Below are 19,186 nucleotides of genomic sequence, written 5' to 3'. Positions count from 1 at the left end.
GACATGAGTGGATTGCATCCCAGCCTGTGTGACATCTATGAGGAAGTAGCCCGGCGCAATGCGGGCGAGAAGGAATTCCACCAGGCCGTCTTCGAGGTGCTGACCAGCCTCGGACCAGTTGTCGACAAGCACCCCGAGTTCGCCGACAACGCCGTGATCCGGCGGTTGTGCGAACCCGAACGGCAGATCATCTTCCGGGTGCCGTGGCTCGACGACTCCGGCACGGTGCAGATCAACCGCGGCTTCCGGGTCGAGTTCAACTCGGCGCTCGGACCGTTCAAGGGCGGCCTGCGGTTCCACCCGTCGGTGTACCTGGGCATCGTCAAGTTCCTCGGCTTCGAACAGATCTTCAAGAACTCGCTGACCGGCCTGCCCATCGGCGGCGGCAAGGGCGGTTCGGACTTCGATCCGAAGGGCCGCTCCGACGCCGAGGTGATGCGGTTCTGTCAGTCGTTCATGACCGAGCTCTACCGCCACATCGGCGAGTACACCGACGTTCCGGCCGGCGACATCGGCGTCGGCACGCGCGAAATCGGTTATCTGTTCGGCCAGTACAAGCGCATCACCAATCGCTACGAGTCCGGTGTGCTCACCGGCAAGGGACTGACCTGGGGAGGGTCGCAGGTGCGTACCGAGGCGACCGGATACGGCACGGTCTTCTTCGTCGACGAGATCCTGCGCGCGGCACAGGATTCCTTCGACGGCAAACGAGTCGTGGTGTCCGGTTCGGGCAACGTGGCGATCTACGCGATCGAGAAGGTGCACGCCTTGGGCGGCATCGTGGTGGCGTGCTCGGATTCCAGCGGTTACGTGCTCGACGAGAAGGGCATCGACATCGACGTCCTCAAAGAGGTCAAAGAGGTCCAGCGCGGGCGGATCAGCGACTATGTCGAAGCTCGTGCGGGCGCAGCACAATTCGTCGAGGGCCGCAGCATCTGGGAGGTGCCGTGCGACATCGCGCTGCCTTCCGCGACCCAGAACGAGGTGTCCGGAGCCGACGCCGAACTGTTGATCAAGTCGGGCTGCCGCATCGTCGCCGAGGGCGCCAACATGCCGTGCACTCCCGAGGCGGTGAAGGCGTTCGCGGAAGCCGGCGTGACATTCGCACCCGGTAAGGCCGCCAACGCGGGTGGCGTCGCCACCAGCGCGCTGGAGATGCAGCAGAACGCGTCGCGCGACTCGTGGACCTTCGAGGAGACCGAGCAGCGGCTGGCCGAGATCATGGGCCGCATCCACGACAGCTGCCTCACCATCGCCGACGAATACGGCCAACCGGGCAACTACATGGCCGGTGCCAACATCGCCGGGTTCATCCGGGTCGCTGACGCCATGCTGGCGCTCGGATTGGTGTAACGAGTGATCTGAGCCACATCGCGGACCTGGCTGTCACAAACCGGCAGCGCGCGGTGTCTTGAGGGCACAAGCCCTTTGAGAGGAGACACCATGACCGTCCAGAACATCCGCGTCGCAGTGATCGGCGGCGGCTACGCCGGGGTGCTGGCCGCCAACCGGTTGCAGGGCAACGCGGGCGTCGACGTGACTCTCGTCAACCCGCGACCGCGGTTCGTCGAACGGATTCGCCTGCACCAGCTGGCGGTGGGCAACGACGACGCCACCGAGGCCTACGACACCCTGCTGGGCGACCGGGTGCGGCTGCTCGTCGACGGCGCCGAGCGCATCGACGCGGCAGCCCACCGGGTGTACCTCAGCTCCGGCGACACGCTCGACTACGACTACCTCCTGTACGCCGTCGGCAGCACCGCCGGCGTGCCGGCCGCGGTGCCGGGCGCTGCCGAATTCGCCTATCCACTGAGCGAATTCGAGCATGCCACCCGGCTGCACAGCAGGCTGCAGGATGTCGCGCTCGGAGCCCCGATCGTCGTCGTCGGTGGCGGGCTGACCGGCATCGAGGCCGCCGCGGAGTTCGCCGAGGCGGGCCGCAACGTCACCCTGGTCACCGATGTCGTCGGCGCCTCGCTGGGTGAATCCGGCCGGCGTTCGGTGGTCAAAGCGCTGACCCGGCAGGGCGTGTCGATCATCGACGGGCCCGACATCCTGGTCGCCGCTGTCGAACCCGACGCTGTGGTGATGGCCGACGGGAACCGACTCCCCAGCGCAGTGACGGTATGGACCACCGGGTTCGGGGTGCCCGGCCTGGCTGCAGCCAGCGGCCTGACGACCGATGAGCTGGGCCGGCTGCGCACCGACGAAACCCTCACCAGCGTGGACGATCCGTGCATCGTCGCCGCCGGGGATGCCGCGTCACCGTCGGGCATTCCGCTGCGGATGAGCTGCCAGTCCGCCGGACCGCTGGGCATTCAGGCCGCCAACACCGTGCTGGCACGGATCAACGGCACCGAACCCGCCGTGATCAACCAGGCATTCACCGGACAGTGCGTCAGTGTCGGGCGAAGCCTGGGCACCGTGCAGTTCTGCCACTCCGACGACACCCCGCGCAAGGTCTTCGTGGGCGGCCGCACTGGCGCGTACATCAAGGAGGGGGTGTGCCGAGGCACCCTGTGGGCCATCCGGCGCGAGGCGGCGAAACCCGGCTCGTACTTCTGGTTCCACGGCGACAACCGGGCGCGCCAGCTCGCGGCGGCGCAGCAGGAGACACTGGTCATCTCATGAGTACCCCCAGCGCAGGCAACTCGACCGAGCACGCCGAGCGGTTCACCCTGCTGAGGCCGCTACTGTTCACCATCGCCTACGAAATACTAGGTACAGCAACGGAATCCGACGATGTGCTGCAGGAGAGTTACCTGCGCTGGGCGGAGGTCGACCTGGACAGCGTGACCGACACCAAGGCCTATCTGGCCCAGTTGGTCACGCGCCAGGCGCTCAACGCGTTGCGAGCCCAGTCCCGCAGACGCGAGGACTATGTCGGCCCCTGGCTGCCCGAGCCGCTGCTGCTGGAGACCCGTGACGGCGCCGCCGACGTGGTGCTGGCCGAGTCGGTGTCCATGGCCATGCTGGTGGTGCTGGAGACGCTGAGCCCCGACGAGCGGGCGGTGTTCGTCCTGCGCGAGGTGTTCGGCTTCAGTCATGACGAAATCGCCTCGGCGGTGGACAAATCCGCAAGCGCGGTGCGGCAGATGGCACACCGGGCGCGCGAGCACGTGCAATCGCGGCGCAAGCGGTTCGACCCCGTGGATCCGCAGCTTTCGACGGAGGTCACCGAGCGGTTCTTCACGGCGGCGGCCACCGGCGACGTGAATGTGCTGTTGGAACTGCTCGCTCCGGATGTGGTGTGGACGGCCGACAGCGACGGCAAGCGCAGCGCGGCACGACGGCCGGTGTCCGGTGCGCAATCGGTGGCCAAGTTGGTGATGGGGCTGATGCGGTTCGTCGGGCAGGGCGGCCGCTTCGAACCGACCACCTACAACAACGCCCCGGCGTACAAGCTGTACCTCGAGGACAGCTTCGAGGGTGTGGTCACCGTCGAGGTCGTGGACGGCAAGATCACCCACTTCTACGCCATGCGCAATCCGGACAAGCTGACAGGCGTCGACATCCCGCGCGTGATCAGCCGCTGAGACTCTGCCACGCTGGTGGCATGCGGATCGAGCGACTCGGCGCCCTGGGAGACCCCCCAGCGGTGCTGCGCGCCGTCGCCGCTGCGGCCACGCGCGCCGGCCTGCCCCCACCGGCGGCATTGATCGGCGACTGGTTCGGTTCCCGCGCGGTGATCGCCCCGTCGCTCAGGACGGAGCCGGTGGCCGCGGCAGCGGCATTCCCGCTCACCTCGAGCCATACTGCCGGACCGGCCATCGGCGGCGGCTGGTTCGGCTACCTGGCCTACCCGGATCCCGGCGCCGACGGGCTGCCGCCACGCATCCCCGAGGCCGCGGGCGGCTGGTCGGACTGCGTGCTGCGGCAAGACACCGACGGCCGGTGGTGGTACGAAAGCCTCACCGACACAGCACTTCCCGCGTGGTTGGCGAATCTGCCCGCACCGCAGGCAAACCCGTATGCCCTGCACTGGGTGCCGCCTGACCGGGATGTGCACCGGCACGGCGTACTGGCCTGCCTTGACGCGATCTCCGCGGGCGAGGTGTACCAGGCCTGTGTCTGCACGCGGTTCACCGGTCACCTCGACGGGGACCCGTTGGAGTTCTTCGCCGACGCGGCCGCTCGGACCGTGCCGTCGCGCGCCGCCTACCTCTCCGGTGCCTGGGGTGCGGTGGCCTCGCTGTCACCGGAACTGTTCCTGCGTCGGCGCGGGACCGACGTCACGTCCAGCCCGATCAAGGGCACACTGCCCCGGTCCGCCGATCCGGCCGGCCTGCTCGCCTCGGTCAAGGACGTCGCCGAGAACGTCATGATCGTCGACCTGGTGCGCAACGACCTGGGCCGGGTGGCCGCCACGGGCACCGTGACGGTGCCCGAACTCCTGATGGTGCAGCCCGCGCCGGGGGTGTGGCACCTGGTGTCGACGGTCGCAGCCGAGGTGCCCGTCGAACTGCCGATGGATCAACTGCTGCAGGCCACCTTCCCGCCGGCCTCGGTGACCGGCACCCCCAAGACCCGCGCCCGCCAACTGCTGCGGCAGTGGGAGCCGGCGCGCCGCGGAGTGTATTGCGGCACAGTCGGTTTGGCCTCACCAGTGGCGGGCTGCGAGCTCAACGTCGCGATCCGCACCGTGGAGTTCGGCGCCGACGGGTCAGCGGTGCTCGGCGTCGGCGGAGGCATCACCGCGGACTCCGACCCGGACCGGGAATGGGAGGAGTGCCTGCACAAGGCGTCGAGCATTGTGGCGTTGTCGTCCGTCAGCGCCGGATAGCAGCGCAGAGCCGGTCCCAGTTGCCGGACGCGATCTTCTCCCGGTCGGCGGTATCGAGTTCCTCCAGGAACTTCCTGCTGGCTCCGTCGGGCACCGATATGTAGGGATAGTCGGTGGAGAACATGATCCGGTCGGCGCCGACGACATCGAGCGCCCAGTGCAGATACCGCCGGCTGAACATGCCGCTGGGAGTGACGTAGACGTTGGTCCGCAGGTACTCGGACACCGGTCGCCGCAGCTCGGCGACAGCCGACAAGCGGTCGATACGCTCAAGGTAGAACAAGACCAGCTCACCCCAGTGACCGACGATCACTTGCAGCCCGGGGAACCGATCGAAGACGCCGCCAAGGATGAGGCGCAGCAACTGCACCCCGGTTTCGTAGTGCCAACCCAGGCCGTGCGTGGCGAAGGCGTGGTCGAGAGGGGTGCCGAGCCCGTCGTAGTAGGCGCGACGCACCGCGGGCTGCGGTGACTGCGGGTGCAGATACAGCGGCGCGTTGAGGGCTTCGGCCGCCTCGAAGATCGCCCAGTTGTGCGGATGGTCGAGGTTGCGTTCGCGGGTCCGGCCGCACAGCATCGCGCCGACAAAGCCCAACTCGGTGACCGCCCGGCCGAGTTCGTCGGCGGCTGCGGCAGAATCCGGTGTGGCCAGCGTCGCGAACCCTTGTAGCCGGTCCGGGCGGGCGGCCACGGCCGCGGCGAGGCGGTCGTTGCAGTCGACCTGCAGCCGCACGGCATCGGCAGCCGCCAGGTTCTGCACACCCGGAGCGGTGACGGACACGACCTGGACGTCGAGCCCGGTGTCGTCCATCGCGGCCACCCGCTCGTCACCGAGATCGAGCAGCCGGTCGGTCCACTCCCCCGGCCCGGGCATGGCGATGTCCTGCCATTGCGGCTCGAGCCTCGACCACGCGTCGATGAGGTCGGGAGTGGCGAAATGTTCTTCCAGTCCAACAATTTTCATGTGTCCAGCAGCTCCTCTACAAAGATGTCCTCACATGTCCAACGTCGCTGCGAGAGTTCCTGTTCGAAGTGCCACCGCAGGAACGCATCGACCGCCCGCCGATTGGCGGCCACGCCGTAGGGCCACCAGTCGGCTCCGAAGAGGCTGAGGTTGTCGTCGTACAGCGCGCTGATCCACGGTGTCATCACGTCGATGTGATTGAAGATTCTGCCGGTCCGATATTGCTGTGCGACAACATCTTTGGAGTCACAGAAGGCCTGATAGAGGGACCGCGCCAGGCCGGGATGGCGCTCAACGAGGTCGCGCCGGATCACCACGGTGTGCATGATCGGGAAGATGCCGGTGCGCTGATAGTAGTCGCGCTCGACCGGCCGGTAGTCGTCGAACAATCGCGCGACGTTGGGTGACCCGTCGATCACACAGGCGGGTACGTCGGCAGAGATCAGTGCGTCGATCTCACCGGCGTCGAGCATCGGCCCCAGCGCTGCGCTCGCGCCTGCCCGCGTCACGGTGACGTTCTCGGGGTGGGGCTGCGGGACGAAGTCGAACGGCGCCATCGGCCAATCGAATCCGCCGATGACCCAACGACATTGGTCTGGCCGCACGCCATACTCATCGGACAGCACACCCTTGGCGGTGACGCCCGCGTCGTGTCCGTACATGGCGAACTCGCCGACGGTCTTGCCCGCGAGATCCTGCGGGGTCTCGATGCCGGCCGCTCGGTTGACGAAGATTGCCGAGTGGCGGAACTGGCGCGCCAGGAACACGGGCAGCGCGATGAACGGCGGGTCGGGAAGATCGAGCGTGCGCAGGTAGAAGGTGAGCCCCAGCTCGGCCACGCCGAACTGCCGGTGACGCACCATGCGCTCGAAGATGTCCGACACGATCGCCGCGGTGTGGAATCTCGGGGCGACTCCCTCGATGGGCACGGCGCCGTCGATCAACGGGCGAACGTGCTCATAGCCGCGGAAGCCGATGTCGAGGTCTAGAACTTCCATACCCAAATACTAAACGCGTTTACTATCTTCGGCAATCGTCAATTGTCTACGCTCTGCGTCGTGGCCAACGACACAGGCGCGATCGAGGATCTGTTCGCGACCGCCTCCCTCGGCGGGCCGGAGAAGGCCGTCGGATTCGTGCTGTGGCGGGTCCTGCACCGATACATCCGCGAAGCCGATCGCGCGCTGGCCGACTTCAACCTCACCCATCTGCAGTTCCAGACGCTGGCGCTGGCCGCATGGCTGGGCCGGGCCGGTGAGCCGGTCACGCAGGTGCAACTGGCCCGGGCAGGTGACGTCGCGCCCATGCAGGTCTCACACATGATGAAGGCGCTGGAGGACAAGGGCTGGATCGCCCGGCCGCGCAGTGCCTCGGATGTTCGCGCGAAGAACGTGGAGGTCACGGCCGACGGTGTGGCAGTGCTACGCCGCGCCCTGCCGGTGATGGTCCAGCTGCAGCGGGAGATGTTCGGAGCCGACGGCGCTCCGGGCGGTCGCCTGCTCACCGCCCTGCTGCGGCTGGAGTCCTGACCAGGTAGTCAGCCTCTGGCCCGCAGAACGGCGTCGTACAACTCACGCCGTGACGGCGCGCCGGGATGCGCGGCGATCACTTCAGCGCAGGCGTCCTTGACCCGCGCTCCGGCGTCGACCAGTTCCTCGACCTCGGCGACCAGAGTGGGCAGGTCGGTGGTCGGCGTGGCGCCGGCGAGCACCACCGTGATCTCTCCCAATACCCCGTCGGCGGCCCAGTCGGCGAGTTCGGCCAATGTGCCGCGCTTGATCTCCTCGTGGGTCTTGGTCAGCTCCCGGCACACCACGACGCGCCGCTGCGGGCCGAGCACCTCGACGGCGTCACGCAGGGTGTCGGCCAGCCGGCGCGGCGATTCGAAGAACACACAGGTGCGCAGTTCGCCGGCCAGGCTCTGCAACCACGTCATGCGGGCGGCCTGTTTGCGCGGCGCGAAGCCCTCGAAGCAGAACCGATCGGACGCCAGGCCCGACACCGCCAGCGCGGTCGTCACAGCTGAAGGCCCGGGCAGGCAGCTGATCGGCACACCGGCCTGCACGCAGGCGGCCACCAGTCGGTAGCCCGGATCGTTGATCAACGGCATCCCGGCGTCGCTGACCACCAGCACCGTCGCCCCCGCGGTGATCTCCTCGACCAGGCCAGGCACCCGGCTCGCCTCGTTCTGGTCGAAGAAGCTCAGCACCCGACCGGCAGGCGTGACGCCGAGCGCCTGCGCCAACGTGCGGATGCGACGGGTGTCCTCGGCGGCCACGATGTCCGCGTCGGCGAGTGCGGCCACCAGCCGGGCCGACGCGTCCGATGGTTGGCCCAATGGCGTCGCGCCGATCAGCAGTTTGCCGGGTGTCACGCCCGACAGCCTACGATCGCTTGCGTGACCGCCACCGCCACCGATACGCCGACGGCGCAGCACGCGGTTCCGCTCATCAGCCCGGCACCGGTCATCCCGGCTGCCGACTTCGGGCCGCTGGACCGCCTGCAGGGCTGGGCGATGACCGCCGTCATCGCCGCGCTCGCCGCGGTCAGCCGATTCCTGAACCTCGGCTCACCGACCGACGCAGGCACGCCGATCTTCGACGAGAAGCACTACGCGCCGCAGGCCTGGCAGATGCTGTTCAACCACGGTGTCGAGGACAATCCGGGCTACGGCCTGGTGGTCCACCCGCCGGTGGGCAAGCAGTTGATCGCCATCGGCGAGGCGCTGTTCGGCTACAACGGGGTGGGCTGGCGGTTCACCGGCGCGGTGTGCGGCGTGATCCTCGTGGTGCTGGTGGCCCGGATCGCGCGGCGGATTAGCCGGTCGACCATCGTCGGCGCCATCGCCGGGCTGCTGCTGACCGCCGACGGAGCCAGCTTCGTCGCGGCCCGCACCGCGCTGTTGGACGGATTCCTGGTGCTGTTCGTGGTGGCCGCCTTCGGCGCCCTCATGGTCGACCGCGACCAGGTGCGGGAACGCATGTACATCGCCTATGCCGAGGGCCGGATCGCAGAGACGCCGTGGGGTCCGCGCCTGGGCGTGCGCTGGTGGCGCTTCGGCGCAGGCGTGCTGCTGGGACTGGCATGCGCGACGAAGTGGTCGGGCCTGTACTTCGTGGTGTTCTTCGGTGCGATGGCGCTGGTGTTGGACGCCGTCGCCCGCAAGCAGTACAAGGTGCCGCAACCCTGGCAGGGCACACTGCGCCGCGACCTCGGCCCCGCCGTATACGCACTCGGCCTGATCCCGTTCGGCGTGTACCTCGCGTCCTACGCGCCGTGGTTCGCGTCCGAGACCGCCGTCAACCGCCACGAGGTCGGGCAGTCGATCGGCGAGAACTCCCTGCTGCCACTGCCCGACGCCATCCGCTCGCTGTGGCACTACACCTACGCGGCCTACCACTTCCACTCCGGGCTGACCAACGCCGCGGGCAACCACCACCCGTGGGAATCGAAGCCGTGGACATGGCCGATGTCGCTGCGGCCCGTGCTGTACGCGATCGACAACCACGATGTGCCCGGCTGTGGCACGCAGTCCTGTGTCAAGGCCGTGATGCTCGTCGGCACCCCGGCGATGTGGTTCATCGCCGTGCCCGTGATCGGCTGGGCAGTGTGGCGGGCCGTCGTCCGCCGCGACTGGCGCTACGCCGTGGTGCTCGTCGGCTACGCCGCCGGGTTCCTACCCTGGTTCGCCGACATCGACCGGCAGATGTACTTCTTCTACGCCGTGGTGATGGCGCCGTTCATGGTGATGGCCATCGCACTGATCCTGGGCGACATCCTGCACAAGCCGAACCAGAACGCCGAGCGCCGAACGCTGGGCCTGCTCGTGGTGTGCGGCTACGTCGCGCTCGTCATCACCAACTTCGCCTGGATGTACCCGATTCTCACCGGGCTGCCGATCTCCCAGGGCACCTGGAACCTGGAGATCATGCTGCCGAGTTGGCGGTAGGTCTTCTGGCTTTGCGCGTCGAGGCCGTTGGGCCGTCGATTTCGACACCAGGGCTGCGAATCGCCGCTCAGCACGACCGTGGCGTCGAAATCGGCGTCGTCGGCCGCTTATCCACAAAGCGGTTTTCATCCCCAGCGGCAGGTGAACTCGACATCTGCTGGGCTGAGACGTCGGCTCTGCTGCGGACCATCCCCACATGGTCGAGCCATTCATCGGGCCGGAGGCCCTCGCCGCAGGACGTCTTACCCGCGGGCAGTTGCGATGGCGCTACTCGTCGGCGCAGCCCCGCGTCTATCTGCCGAAGGACACCGCCAGGACGCTGTCGGTCAACACAGTTGCTGCCTGGCTGTGGACCGGCCGCCGCGCCATCATCGCCGGGCGTGCCGCCGCGGCACTGCACGGGGCGAAATGGGTCGATGCCGACACTCCCGTGGAACTGATCGTCAAGCACGGCCGCCGCAGGCCCGGGATCGTGATGCGCGACGAGCGAATCTCTCCCGAGGAAATCTGCTCGATCGGAGACCTCCGCGTCACCACGCCCCTTAGGACCGCGCTCGACCTCGCGCGATTTCTTCCCCGCGACACCGCGGTGGCTCACCTGGATGCTCTCTGCGCTGCCACCGGGGTCGAAGCCGGAGAGGTGTTGGAATTGGCGACGCGGTATCCGGGACTACGCGGAATACGAAGTGCGCGCACAGCACTCGATCTCATGGACGCAGGCGCGCAGTCGCCGCGGGAGACCTGGCTGCGGTTGGTGCTCATTGATGGGGGCTACCCACAGCCCCGCACGCAGATCAGAGTGACCGACGGCTTCAACGAGGCGTTCATCGACATGGGGTACGACGAGCCGAAGATCGGCTTGGACTACGACGGCTTTCACCACGCCGCGAACCGGCCTCAATATGTGTATGACATCGGCCGGGGCGAACTCATCGAACGCGAGGGCTGGCTCGATATCCATGTGGTCGCCGAACACAGCCGGGCCTTCATCCTGCACAGGGTCAAAGAAGCGTTTGCCCGACGCGGCTACTCGCCGATTTCGACATGAAGGTCGCTGTCGAGCGCAAGCCGCGACCGTGGTGTCGAAATCGGCGATGCGACCGCAATCTCAACGCCTAAAGCGGGTCCCGGGCCGCCGGACATGACATGCAACGTGGCCCGCCGCGGCCGGTGCCCAACTCCGAGGCTGCGATCGCCAGCACCTCGATGCCGGCATCGGCAAGCCGCGCATTGGTTTCGACATTGCGCTCATAGGCCACCACCACACCGGGCGCGACGGCCAGGGTGTTGTTGCCGTCGTCCCATTGCTCGCGTTCGGCGGTGACCGGGTCAAGCCCGGTGTCGATGACCCGCAACTTGTCGATGCCCATCGCCTCGGCGGCGGCCTGCACGAACGGCACCGCGTCGTCGATGCGCACGCCCCGATCCTCGCGGTGAATGGTGAACGCGGACAACGAGTCGACGATGTTCGGGTACATCACCACCGCGTCCACATCGACCATGGTGCACACGGTGTCCAGGTGCATCTGGGCCCGCTCCTGCGCGATCGGCACCGCGAGGACCGTGTGGGCAAGGTCGTCGTCGAACAGACTGCGCGCCAAGGCTTCCGCGCCGGCAGGCGTCGTGCGCTCCCCCACCCCCACCGCGACGACACCGGGCGCCAGCAGCAACACATCGCCACCTTCGACCGGTGCCGAGCGGGATTCGTAGGCCCGCCGCACCCCGAGGAATCGCGGATGATGCGCGTAGATGACGTCGGTCAGGGAGGTCTCGCGGGCCCGCGCGGGTAGGGCCAGCGAGGTGATGGCTACCCGCGGCCCGATCCAGAACGACGAGTCCCGGGTGAACAGCAGATTGGGCAATGGGTCGATGACAAAGTCGCCGCCGTGGTGCATCCGGCGCACCAGTGAGATCTCGGCTTCGCTGAAGGGTAGTTCGTTGAACGTCATCCCCGCCATCAGCACGTGCGCCAGTGCCGTGGGGTCCAAGGTCCGCAGGTAGGCCGAAAGCTCGTGTGCCAGCGGCAGACCCAGCCGGCGACCGTCGACCGCGGCCGATATGCCGTGCATCCGGGCCGCGCCGCTGGCGAGCGCCTCGGTGAGCAGGTCGGCCAGCAACAGCACCTCGACACCGCGGGAGCGCAGCAGATCGGCGAACGCGTCGTGCTCCTGCTGCGCCCTGGGAACCCACGGCACGCCGTCGAACAGCAGCGCGTCGTTGTTGCGCGGGGTCAGTCGCTGCAGTTCGGGACCCGGCCGATGCAGGATGGCAACCCGCAGCGTGCCGACTTCGGAGTTTGAGCCCAGCACCACATCAGCCACAACGAGAACGTTAAACCCACCGACCACCTCAAGTAGGGTTTAGGTGTCATGGACACGCACGAGCTGACTCCCGGCGAGATGGCCCACCGTAGCGGCGTGGCCGTATCGGCCCTGCACTTCTACGAACGGGAAGGGCTCATCCACAGCCGCCGCACCTCGGGTAACCAGCGCCGCTACGCACGCGAGACGCTGCGCCGGGTGGCGTTCATCAGGATGTCGCAGCGCCTCGGCATCCCGTTGGCCCGGATCCGCGAAGCGCTCGCGACCCTGCCCACCGATCGAGTGCCCACCAGCAAGGACTGGGCCAAGCTGTCGGCGGGCTGGCGCCAGGATCTCGACGACCGCATCCTGCATCTACAACGCTTGCGGGACAATCTGACCGGCTGCATCGGCTGCGGCTGTCTGAGCCTGAAAACCTGCCTGCTGACCAACCCTGGGGACGTGCTGGCCGAGAAGGGCCCGGGAGCCTCGCGCCTCTGACGCATCGAACGTCTGTGCGATACACTCGCGGCCATGGAGCTGGCGCTGCAAGGCTCGCTGTTCGAGCACGCGGAACGTCGCAGGCTCGGCAACGGGGCCTGGGTGGAGCTGCGTTCCGGTTGGCTGCCCGACGCGGACTCGCTGTTCGAGGAACTCATGGACACCATCCCGTGGCGCGCCGAGCAGCGCGAGATGTACGACCGGGTGGTCGACGTACCTCGGCTGGTGAGCTTTCATCACCTGGTCAATGAACCCGTCCCGCATCCCCGGCTCAAGCAGATCCGGCGCAGGCTCAACGACACCTACGGCGGGGAGCTCGGCGAGCCGTTCACGACCGCCGGGCTGTGCATGTACCGCGACGGCAACGACAGCGTGGCATGGCACGGGGACACCATCGGCCGCGGCCGCACCGAGGACACCATGGTGGCCATCGTAGGTCTTGGTGCGACAAGGGTTTTCGCGTTACGCCCGCGCGGCGGCGGACATGCGTTGCGGTTACAGCACCGGCACGGCGATCTGCTGGTGATGGGCGGCTCGTGCCAGCGCACCTGGGAACATTCGATACCGAAGACCAGCAGGCTGGTCGGTCCGCGGATCAGCATCCAGTTCCGGCCGCACGGCGTGCATTGACGCGCTGATCAGCCCTTGACCGCGGCGACCGCGGCGGTCAGCAGGTCGCGCGCTTTCCCGGTGTCGACGGGCGTGACCGGCTTGTCGGGGAGCACCAGCGGGTTGGCGGTGACGATGACCAGGTACGGCCCGAAGCTCGCCACGTAGTTGTACAGCTCCCCGGTGCGGGAGTGCCCCTGCACCGAGGTCTGCACCACGCGGTGCGTGCCGAGGGTCGGTATGCCGTCGATCTTGGGTGCCTCGACAACGTCGACCTGGCCGCGTGAGCCCGGCCCCGCGAACTTCACCTGCTTGCAAGAGTCACCGGGTTCGTTGACCGGGATGGGCTGCGAGGTTTCCACAGCCAGCACGATGAACCGCTGGCCCGCGCCCTCGGCCACCGAGGCCGCCATGTTGCCCTTCAGACCCGCAGGAAACGTCTGGCCTTCGGCGAACTTCGAGCACTCGGCGGGCTCGAACGTCATGCCCGGCGGTATCTTCTGCGGCGCCAGCAGTTTCGGGTCGATCCCCGTCGGCGCGACGTCCTTGACCTTGAAATCGGGACCGAAGTCGGTCTTCACCTGGGTCACGTTGGCGATGTTGGCGTTGGGGTACGCCGGCTTGTCCGAGTGACTGCAGGCCACCAAGGCGCAGGCACTGACTCCCACGCCCACGATGACAGGTACCACGTTCCGGTTCGGCATCGCTGCCAACTTACCGGGCCCGACCGGCTCAGCCGCGTATCGCCGACACCGTTTTCACCAACAGATCCGCCGCGTACTCCGGGCCGAGCGGCGGGACCGGGGAGCCCGGGTCGGTGACGATCGTGACGAAGCAGTGAAACTCACCCAAATCAGCGGTGAACGTATCGGCGTGCGAACGGGTTTCGTTGCCGCCTTCTACGACGGTCGAAATCACGGTCGTCATGCCGATGGTGACGGCGTCGGGGATGGCCGGCGCGGCGACGGTCATCACGGTGCCCGTGCTGTGCCCGCCGCGCAGCGCCCATTCCCCGCACTGCTCGCCAAGCGTCAGATCGTGTTCGGCCGTTGTCCGGGCGACGACGGCATAGACGATTCCGCCCGGACCCGAACCCGACCAACCGCGGGCGGTCGCCGGATCCACCGCCGGGGCGGCCCATGCCGAGCACTGCGGCGGGTCAGCCGTCCACTGTCCGCCGAACCCCCAGAGGGCAATCGGTGTGATGCGCTTGTCTATTGCGGCGACGTCGTAGCCCGGTGGGAGATCTCTGCGCACGCGGTCGATTCGCGCCGGATTCACTGTGGCCGCCGTCACCGTAGTCGACGAGTTGGGTGCGGCCGACTCCGGCGACCCTGCACATGCCACCGCGCACCACGTCACGGCCGCTGCGGCCGCGACTTTGCGGATGAGCATTCTTTCTGGCACGGCTGTCAACTCATTTTTGGGTCGTGAATCACCGACAACTGTTGGGATTCAGTGGAATTTAACTCCGCCGCGGGCGGTTTGGACATAGTGAGCGCTCAATCGACGACAAACTCGGGGAAGGCAAGACAGTGTATGGGTTGGCATATGCGACGATCACCGGTGGCGCGCTGTCCGCGTTCACGCTCGGTCTCGCAGCGCCGGCAGTGGCCTCACCATCGGGTGTCGGGTCAGCGCAGGACACCATGACCCAGTTGGAGCAGGACGGATACCAGGTAGTGGTGACCCGGCAGGGCCTCGGCCCCCTGGAGCGGTGCACGGTGAATTCGGTGAAACCGCTACCAGTGGTGAGGCAGACGGTGCTGCTCACCGCGCGGTGCTGATGGCGGTACGGAACTGAGTTGACGCGGACTCGCGCAGCGATGGCGAGCCCGTCGACACCTGCAGGCAAGCGCCGGTCTTGACCGGCGTGGCAAATATCACTTCGAATCGAAAAGACCGGGCGGAGAACTACTTGCCTACGCAAGGAAATATCCTTGCGTAGGCAACGTAGGCTGGGAAATCGCTGCACGGCAAATACCGAATGCCGCCGCACGGCAAACCGTTCTGTGGTGCAATCCGTGTCCGAAGGGCGACCGTTGCCCGGCAGCGCGACGCCGACCGACCGATGGGATAGCCGATGACCTCGATTTCACAGTCCCTCCGGGCCGGCGGCATCGCTGTTGCCACAGTGGCGCTCGCCATCGCGCTGGCCGGCTGCGGATCCGACAAGTCACCGGAAACCAATACGTCGAAGTCGACGGAGAGCAGTGCCACGACAACCACGACGACTGCGGCTGCGAAGAAGGGCATGCACGACGAGGCCTCGCCGACGGCCACGGCGGGTCCGAACTACACGATCGTCGACTACATCCGGGACAACAACATCGTCGAAACCGCAGTCCACAAAGGTGATCCGGGCACTCCGACGCTGAATCTGCCGGTTCCTCCCGGCTGGTCGCCTGCCGGGGACAAGACACCGGACTGGGCGTGGGGCGCCATCGTCTCCGACGATCCCGAGTATGCGGCGGATCCGCCGTCGGTCATCGCGCTGATGTCCAAGCTGACCGGCAACGTCGACCCCGCGAAGATCCTCGAATACGCCCCCAACGAGATCAAGAACCTGCCCGGCTACGAAGCGATGGGCGACGGCTCCAGCAGCACCCTTGGCGGATTCCAGGCGTTCCAATTCGGCGGCGGCTACGTACGCGACGGCGCCAAGCGGGTGATCGCCCAGAAGACCGTGGTGATTCCCGGCCAGGACGGCCTATATGTGTTGCAGCTCAACGCAGATGGGCTCGAGGACCAGATGAGTGCGCTGCTCGACGCCACCAGCGTGATCGACGAGCAGACCACCATCACGCCCTGACTCGGGCGCCCGCATACCGCCGATCTGTCACTGGCTCACCGCCCGGATGACCTGGCGGGTGGCCTCGCGGATCTGTTCGATGAGTTCGGGCGGGAACGGCAGCGTATCAGCCGGTGGCACAGCAACTTCCGTGGTGACCACACCCAGGTCGTCACGATGCCAATCCGCTCCGAGCCGGTCGAGTATGTGCCGCATGGCATAGTTGTCGGTCAGCACCCGCGCGGTAAATCGTTGAACGCCAACGTATCCCGCCGAGACGACCAGGGCGCCCATCAGGAAGCTACCGATGCCACGGCCTTGATAGTCGTCACCGACGGTGAACGCCACCTCCGCCGTCGTCGAATCGGGCTCGTCGCGCACGAACCGGGCGTCGGCGACCACAGGCCCAAGAGCGCCCTCGGTCATCACCCACACGAAGTGTTCGGCGTAATCCACCTCGAACAGGTACTCCAACAGCGCCTTGGTGGGCTTGCGCACCGATTGGAAACGCCGGTAAAGGGTTTCACTGGAAAACTCGACAGGCCCGTTCAGCGTGCGTTCGACATCGCCGGGCAGCACCGGACGTAGATAAAACCAGTCCTCACTGCGCACCTGGACCGGGATCGGTGTGATGAACGCTGCCAGCCGCTGCCGCGCTATCCGCAGCAACTTGTCGAGCATGCCGGGCAGCTCGAGCAGCGTCGCGAAGGCATCCCGATCCCCGACCCAGCCGATCAACGGCTCGACCGCCACCACCGTGGCCGACCGTGGCGCGTCGCGCAGCAGGGCGATCTCCCCCACGATGAGACCCGGGCCGATCTCGGCAACCGTCGTCACCCCGTCTTCGCCGGTGTGGATCACCTGCACCCGGCCACGGCGGATCGCCAAATAGGACACCGCACGCTCGCCCTGCCGCATCAGCACCTCGCCCGGTGCCGCCGCCAACGGTCGCAACTGCGCGGCCAACGGAGCCAGATCGGACAGTCGGCACTCGGCGAAGAACTCCAGAGCAGCCAACTCGTCGGCGCGGACTCCGGTCAGTTCGTCCACGTCCCCTCCGGTTCTCGCTTGGCACCAGGCTACGACGGATACCCACGCGCCGAGGCCGGACGCGGTCAAACCGGACGAGACTCACACCTCGATGCGTGAGCCGATGATCACCGTGCGGTCGAGCGGAAGTTTGAAGTACGCCGCGGCGTCGGCGGTGATGTACGACGTGGCGATGAAAAGCCGTTTACGCCATTTCGCCATGGTGGGCGCTTCACCTGCCACCAGATCGATCTTGGACAGGAAATACGAAGCATCGGCGATGTCGACGGGCCCCTCGGTGAGCGACGGGTCGAGCTTGCGCAGCGTGGCAGGCACGTTGGGGCGTTCCATGTAGCCGAACCGCGCAGTCACGTGCACGATGCCGTCATCACTGTGACCCAGGTCGTTGACCGTGAGGCGCTCACTCTCCGGCACCCGCGGGATGGGTTCGGTGTCCAGCGACAGGATGATGACGTGCCGGTGCAGCACGTGATTGTGTTCGACGTTCGAGCGCATGGCCAACGGCGCGGTGTTGCCGCTGCGGTTGAGGAACACGGCGGTTCCGGCTACTCGCGGCAACGGTGGCCGGCTCTGAGCCAGTTCATCGATGAACTCCGCGAGCGACCCCTCGACGTTCTCCCGGGCCGCGGTGACGATGTGGCGGCCGCGCTGCCAGGTGGTCATGATCGCGAAGGTCACCACGCCGATGAGCAGCGGCAGCCAGGCGCCGTGCACGATCTTGGTCAGGTTGGCCGCGAACAACAAGAGATCGGCGGTGAGCAGGCCGCCGCCACCGAACACCACGAGCCACATAGGGGTGTTCCACCGGGTGCGGGCGTAGTAGAGGAACAGCGTGGTGGTGATGGTGATGGTCGCGGTGACGGCCATCCCGTAGGCGTAGGCCAGCGCCGCGGAGCTGCGGAACGCGAACACCAGCGTCAGCACGCCAACAAACAGCACGCCGTTGATCCACGGCACATAGACCTGGCCGATGGTGGAGGCCGACGTGTGGGCGATGCGCAGGCGCGGCAGATAACCGAGTTGCGCCGCCTGCGAAGCGACTGAGTAGGCCCCGGTGATCACCGCCTGCGACGCGATGACCGTGGCCGCAGCGGCCAGCACGACGATCGGCAGCCTGGCCCACTCGGGGGCGAGGAGGAAAAACGGTGCGCTGACGTTGTTCTCGTCACCGATCAGCAGCGCCCCCTGCCCGAAATAACTCAAGGTGCACGCCGGCAGCACCAGCGCCAGCCAGCCCCGGGTGATGGCCTTGCGGCCGAAGTGGCCCATGTCGGCGTACAGCGCCTCGGCGCCGGTGACGGCGAGCACGACGGCCGCGAGTGCGAAGAACGCGATGTGGAAGTGGCCGAGAACAAATCCCAGCGCGTAGGTGGGCGACAGCGCGCGCAGGATCTGCGGGTGGGTGATGATGCCGCCGACGCCACATGCCCCGATCGCGACGAACCAGACGACCATGACCGGTCCGAAGAACCGGCCGACGACGGCTGTGCCATGGCGCTGCACCGCGAACAGGGCCATGATGATCACCGCGGTGATCGGCACCACCCACTCCCCCAACCCGGGTTCGACGACCTTGAGGCCCTCAACCGCCGAGAGCACCGAGATGGCCGGGGTGATCATGCTGTCACCGAAAAACAGTGCGGCACCGAATATTCCGAGTGCCGCCAGCAGCATCGCGGTGCGGTGCCCCGCCGAGCCGCCCCACCGCTGCAGCAGGGTGATCAGCGCCATGATGCCGCCCTCACCGTTGTTGTCCGCGCGCATGATGAGCGTGACGTAGGTCAGGGTGACGATCGTCGTGACGGTCCAGAAGATCAGCGACACCACGCCGTAGACATTGTTGTCGTTGAGCGGAACTGGATGCGGATCATCCGGGTTGAACAGCGTCTGCAGCGTGTAGATCGGGCTGGTCCCGATGTCGCCGAACACCACACCGAGAGCCGAGATCACGATCGCGAACGTGACTTTCTGCCCCATCCCGGAGGCCGTGTGGTCGGTGACTGAGGTCGGATGGGCCACAACGCGCCTCTCGTTCAGCGGGTCCCGCCGATCGTTTGCTCCCGGCCGGGCACGGCAAGCATAACGAGAAGCTGGAGCAGATTTGTCACAGATGACGGCTCGGCAATGGTCGGAGTCACGGCGACCATTGCAAGCACACCGCCAGGGATACGGCAAGCGTCTTGACGCAATCCTTACGCCTTGGCGCACAGCGTTTTCGATGCGTGCTCCCAGTTCACTG

At 67.0% G+C, this 19,186-nt stretch carries 19 protein-coding genes; 11 read left to right on the top strand and 8 right to left on the bottom strand.

The features are described from left to right. Positions 1 to 3 precede the first annotated feature (3 nt). From gdhA to BST13_RS31790, 4 genes are all read left to right on the top strand, one after another. A complete protein-coding gene (gene gdhA, locus BST13_RS31805; RefSeq protein ID WP_083169235.1) occupies positions 4 to 1,353 on the top strand; it encodes an NADP-specific glutamate dehydrogenase in 1,350 nt (449 codons plus the stop codon). Positions 1,354 to 1,443: 90 nt separating this feature from the next. After that, positions 1,444 to 2,631 carry an NAD(P)/FAD-dependent oxidoreductase gene (locus tag BST13_RS31800; protein ID WP_083169233.1) on the top strand — a complete coding sequence of 396 codons (1,188 nt, stop codon included), beginning with the start codon at positions 1,444 to 1,446 and terminating at the stop codon, positions 2,629 to 2,631. Then, on the top strand, positions 2,628 to 3,536 hold the full coding sequence (locus tag BST13_RS31795) for an RNA polymerase sigma-70 factor (RefSeq protein ID WP_083169231.1): 909 nt from the start codon (positions 2,628 to 2,630) through the stop codon (positions 3,534 to 3,536). The genes BST13_RS31800 and BST13_RS31795 overlap by 4 nt, the downstream gene beginning before the upstream one ends. Before the next feature lie 20 nt (positions 3,537 to 3,556). Next, on the top strand, positions 3,557 to 4,783 hold the full coding sequence (locus tag BST13_RS31790; protein WP_083169229.1) for an aminodeoxychorismate synthase component I: 1,227 nt from the start codon (positions 3,557 to 3,559) through the stop codon (positions 4,781 to 4,783). Here BST13_RS31790 and BST13_RS31785 read toward each other — a convergent pair. After that, a complete protein-coding gene (locus BST13_RS31785) occupies positions 4,770 to 5,747 on the bottom strand; it encodes an amidohydrolase family protein (protein ID WP_083169227.1) in 978 nt (325 codons plus the stop codon). The two genes, BST13_RS31790 and BST13_RS31785, sit on opposite strands and share 14 nt — an antisense overlap. Beyond that, entirely contained in the window at positions 5,744 to 6,745 is a 1,002-nt protein-coding gene (locus BST13_RS31780) for a periplasmic binding family protein (protein ID WP_083169225.1), read from the bottom strand. The genes BST13_RS31785 and BST13_RS31780 overlap by 4 nt, the downstream gene beginning before the upstream one ends. 60 nt (positions 6,746 to 6,805) lie before the next feature. Between BST13_RS31780 and BST13_RS31775 the strand changes: the two genes are divergently transcribed. Then, the gene (locus BST13_RS31775) at positions 6,806 to 7,276 is read left to right on the top strand and encodes a MarR family winged helix-turn-helix transcriptional regulator (RefSeq protein ID WP_211296235.1); all 471 of its coding nucleotides are present in this window, start codon (positions 6,806 to 6,808) and stop codon (positions 7,274 to 7,276) included. 8 nt (positions 7,277 to 7,284) lie between these two features. Here the strand turns inward: BST13_RS31775 and rsmI are convergent, their stop codons facing one another. Next, complete coding sequence (rsmI, locus tag BST13_RS31770) at positions 7,285 to 8,121, bottom strand: 16S rRNA (cytidine(1402)-2'-O)-methyltransferase (protein WP_083169223.1); 837 nt, start codon at positions 8,119 to 8,121, stop codon at positions 7,285 to 7,287. Between the two features lie 24 nt (positions 8,122 to 8,145). Between rsmI and BST13_RS31765 the strand changes: the two genes are divergently transcribed. Together BST13_RS31765 and BST13_RS31760 are read left to right on the top strand one after the other, a co-directional pair. Next, the gene (locus BST13_RS31765) at positions 8,146 to 9,696 is read left to right on the top strand and encodes a dolichyl-phosphate-mannose--protein mannosyltransferase (RefSeq protein ID WP_083169221.1); all 1,551 of its coding nucleotides are present in this window, start codon (positions 8,146 to 8,148) and stop codon (positions 9,694 to 9,696) included. Positions 9,697 to 9,892: 196 nt separating this feature from the next. Beyond that, positions 9,893 to 10,744, top strand: a complete 852-nt coding sequence (locus BST13_RS31760; protein WP_083169219.1) for a hypothetical protein — start codon at positions 9,893 to 9,895, stop codon at positions 10,742 to 10,744. A gap of 67 nt (positions 10,745 to 10,811) precedes the next feature. On the opposite strand, the gene arcA is transcribed toward BST13_RS31760, so the two are convergent. Continuing rightward, complete coding sequence (arcA, locus tag BST13_RS31755; protein ID WP_083169217.1) at positions 10,812 to 12,017, bottom strand: arginine deiminase; 1,206 nt, start codon at positions 12,015 to 12,017, stop codon at positions 10,812 to 10,814. Positions 12,018 to 12,065: 48 nt separating this feature from the next. Between arcA and soxR the strand changes: the two genes are divergently transcribed. Beyond that, positions 12,066 to 12,497, top strand: coding sequence for a redox-sensitive transcriptional activator SoxR (gene soxR, locus BST13_RS31750; protein WP_083169215.1), 432 nt, complete (start codon positions 12,066 to 12,068; stop codon positions 12,495 to 12,497). Between the two features lie 33 nt (positions 12,498 to 12,530). After that, complete coding sequence (locus tag BST13_RS31745; protein ID WP_062829552.1) at positions 12,531 to 13,127, top strand: alpha-ketoglutarate-dependent dioxygenase AlkB; 597 nt, start codon at positions 12,531 to 12,533, stop codon at positions 13,125 to 13,127. 8 nt (positions 13,128 to 13,135) lie between these two features. Here BST13_RS31745 and BST13_RS31740 read toward each other — a convergent pair whose 3' ends face one another. Both BST13_RS31740 and BST13_RS31735 read right to left on the bottom strand, forming a co-directional pair. Continuing rightward, positions 13,136 to 13,810 (bottom strand): DUF5642 family protein, encoded by a 675-nt coding sequence (locus BST13_RS31740; protein WP_083169213.1) that lies wholly within the window; start codon positions 13,808 to 13,810, stop codon positions 13,136 to 13,138. A 28-nt stretch (positions 13,811 to 13,838) separates the two neighbouring features. Further along, entirely contained in the window at positions 13,839 to 14,513 is a 675-nt protein-coding gene (locus BST13_RS31735; protein ID WP_245839889.1) for a DUF5642 family protein, read from the bottom strand. A gap of 128 nt (positions 14,514 to 14,641) precedes the next feature. Here BST13_RS31735 and BST13_RS31730 point away from each other — a divergent pair, with 128 nt between their 5' ends. After that, complete coding sequence (locus tag BST13_RS31730; protein WP_083169211.1) at positions 14,642 to 14,893, top strand: hypothetical protein; 252 nt, start codon at positions 14,642 to 14,644, stop codon at positions 14,891 to 14,893. A 305-nt stretch (positions 14,894 to 15,198) separates the two neighbouring features. Next, positions 15,199 to 15,918 carry an envelope biogenesis lipoprotein LpqN gene (gene lpqN / locus BST13_RS31725; protein WP_170064364.1) on the top strand — a complete coding sequence of 240 codons (720 nt, stop codon included), beginning with the start codon at positions 15,199 to 15,201 and terminating at the stop codon, positions 15,916 to 15,918. A gap of 27 nt (positions 15,919 to 15,945) precedes the next feature. Here lpqN and BST13_RS31720 read toward each other — a convergent pair whose 3' ends face one another. Together BST13_RS31720 and BST13_RS31715 are read right to left on the bottom strand one after the other, a co-directional pair. Beyond that, complete coding sequence (locus BST13_RS31720; protein WP_083169207.1) at positions 15,946 to 16,947, bottom strand: GNAT family N-acetyltransferase; 1,002 nt, start codon at positions 16,945 to 16,947, stop codon at positions 15,946 to 15,948. Positions 16,948 to 17,028: 81 nt separating this feature from the next. Continuing rightward, positions 17,029 to 18,924: a potassium transporter Kup gene (locus BST13_RS31715; protein ID WP_083169205.1), complete on the bottom strand. Its 1,896-nt coding sequence runs from the start codon at positions 18,922 to 18,924 to the stop codon at positions 17,029 to 17,031. Positions 18,925 to 19,186: the final 262 nt, after the last annotated feature.

This window comes from Mycobacterium aquaticum (assembly GCF_002086485.1).
GTDB lineage: Bacteria > Actinomycetota > Actinomycetes > Mycobacteriales > Mycobacteriaceae > Mycobacterium > Mycobacterium aquaticum.
This window is presented reverse-complemented; position numbering and strand designations above follow the sequence as displayed.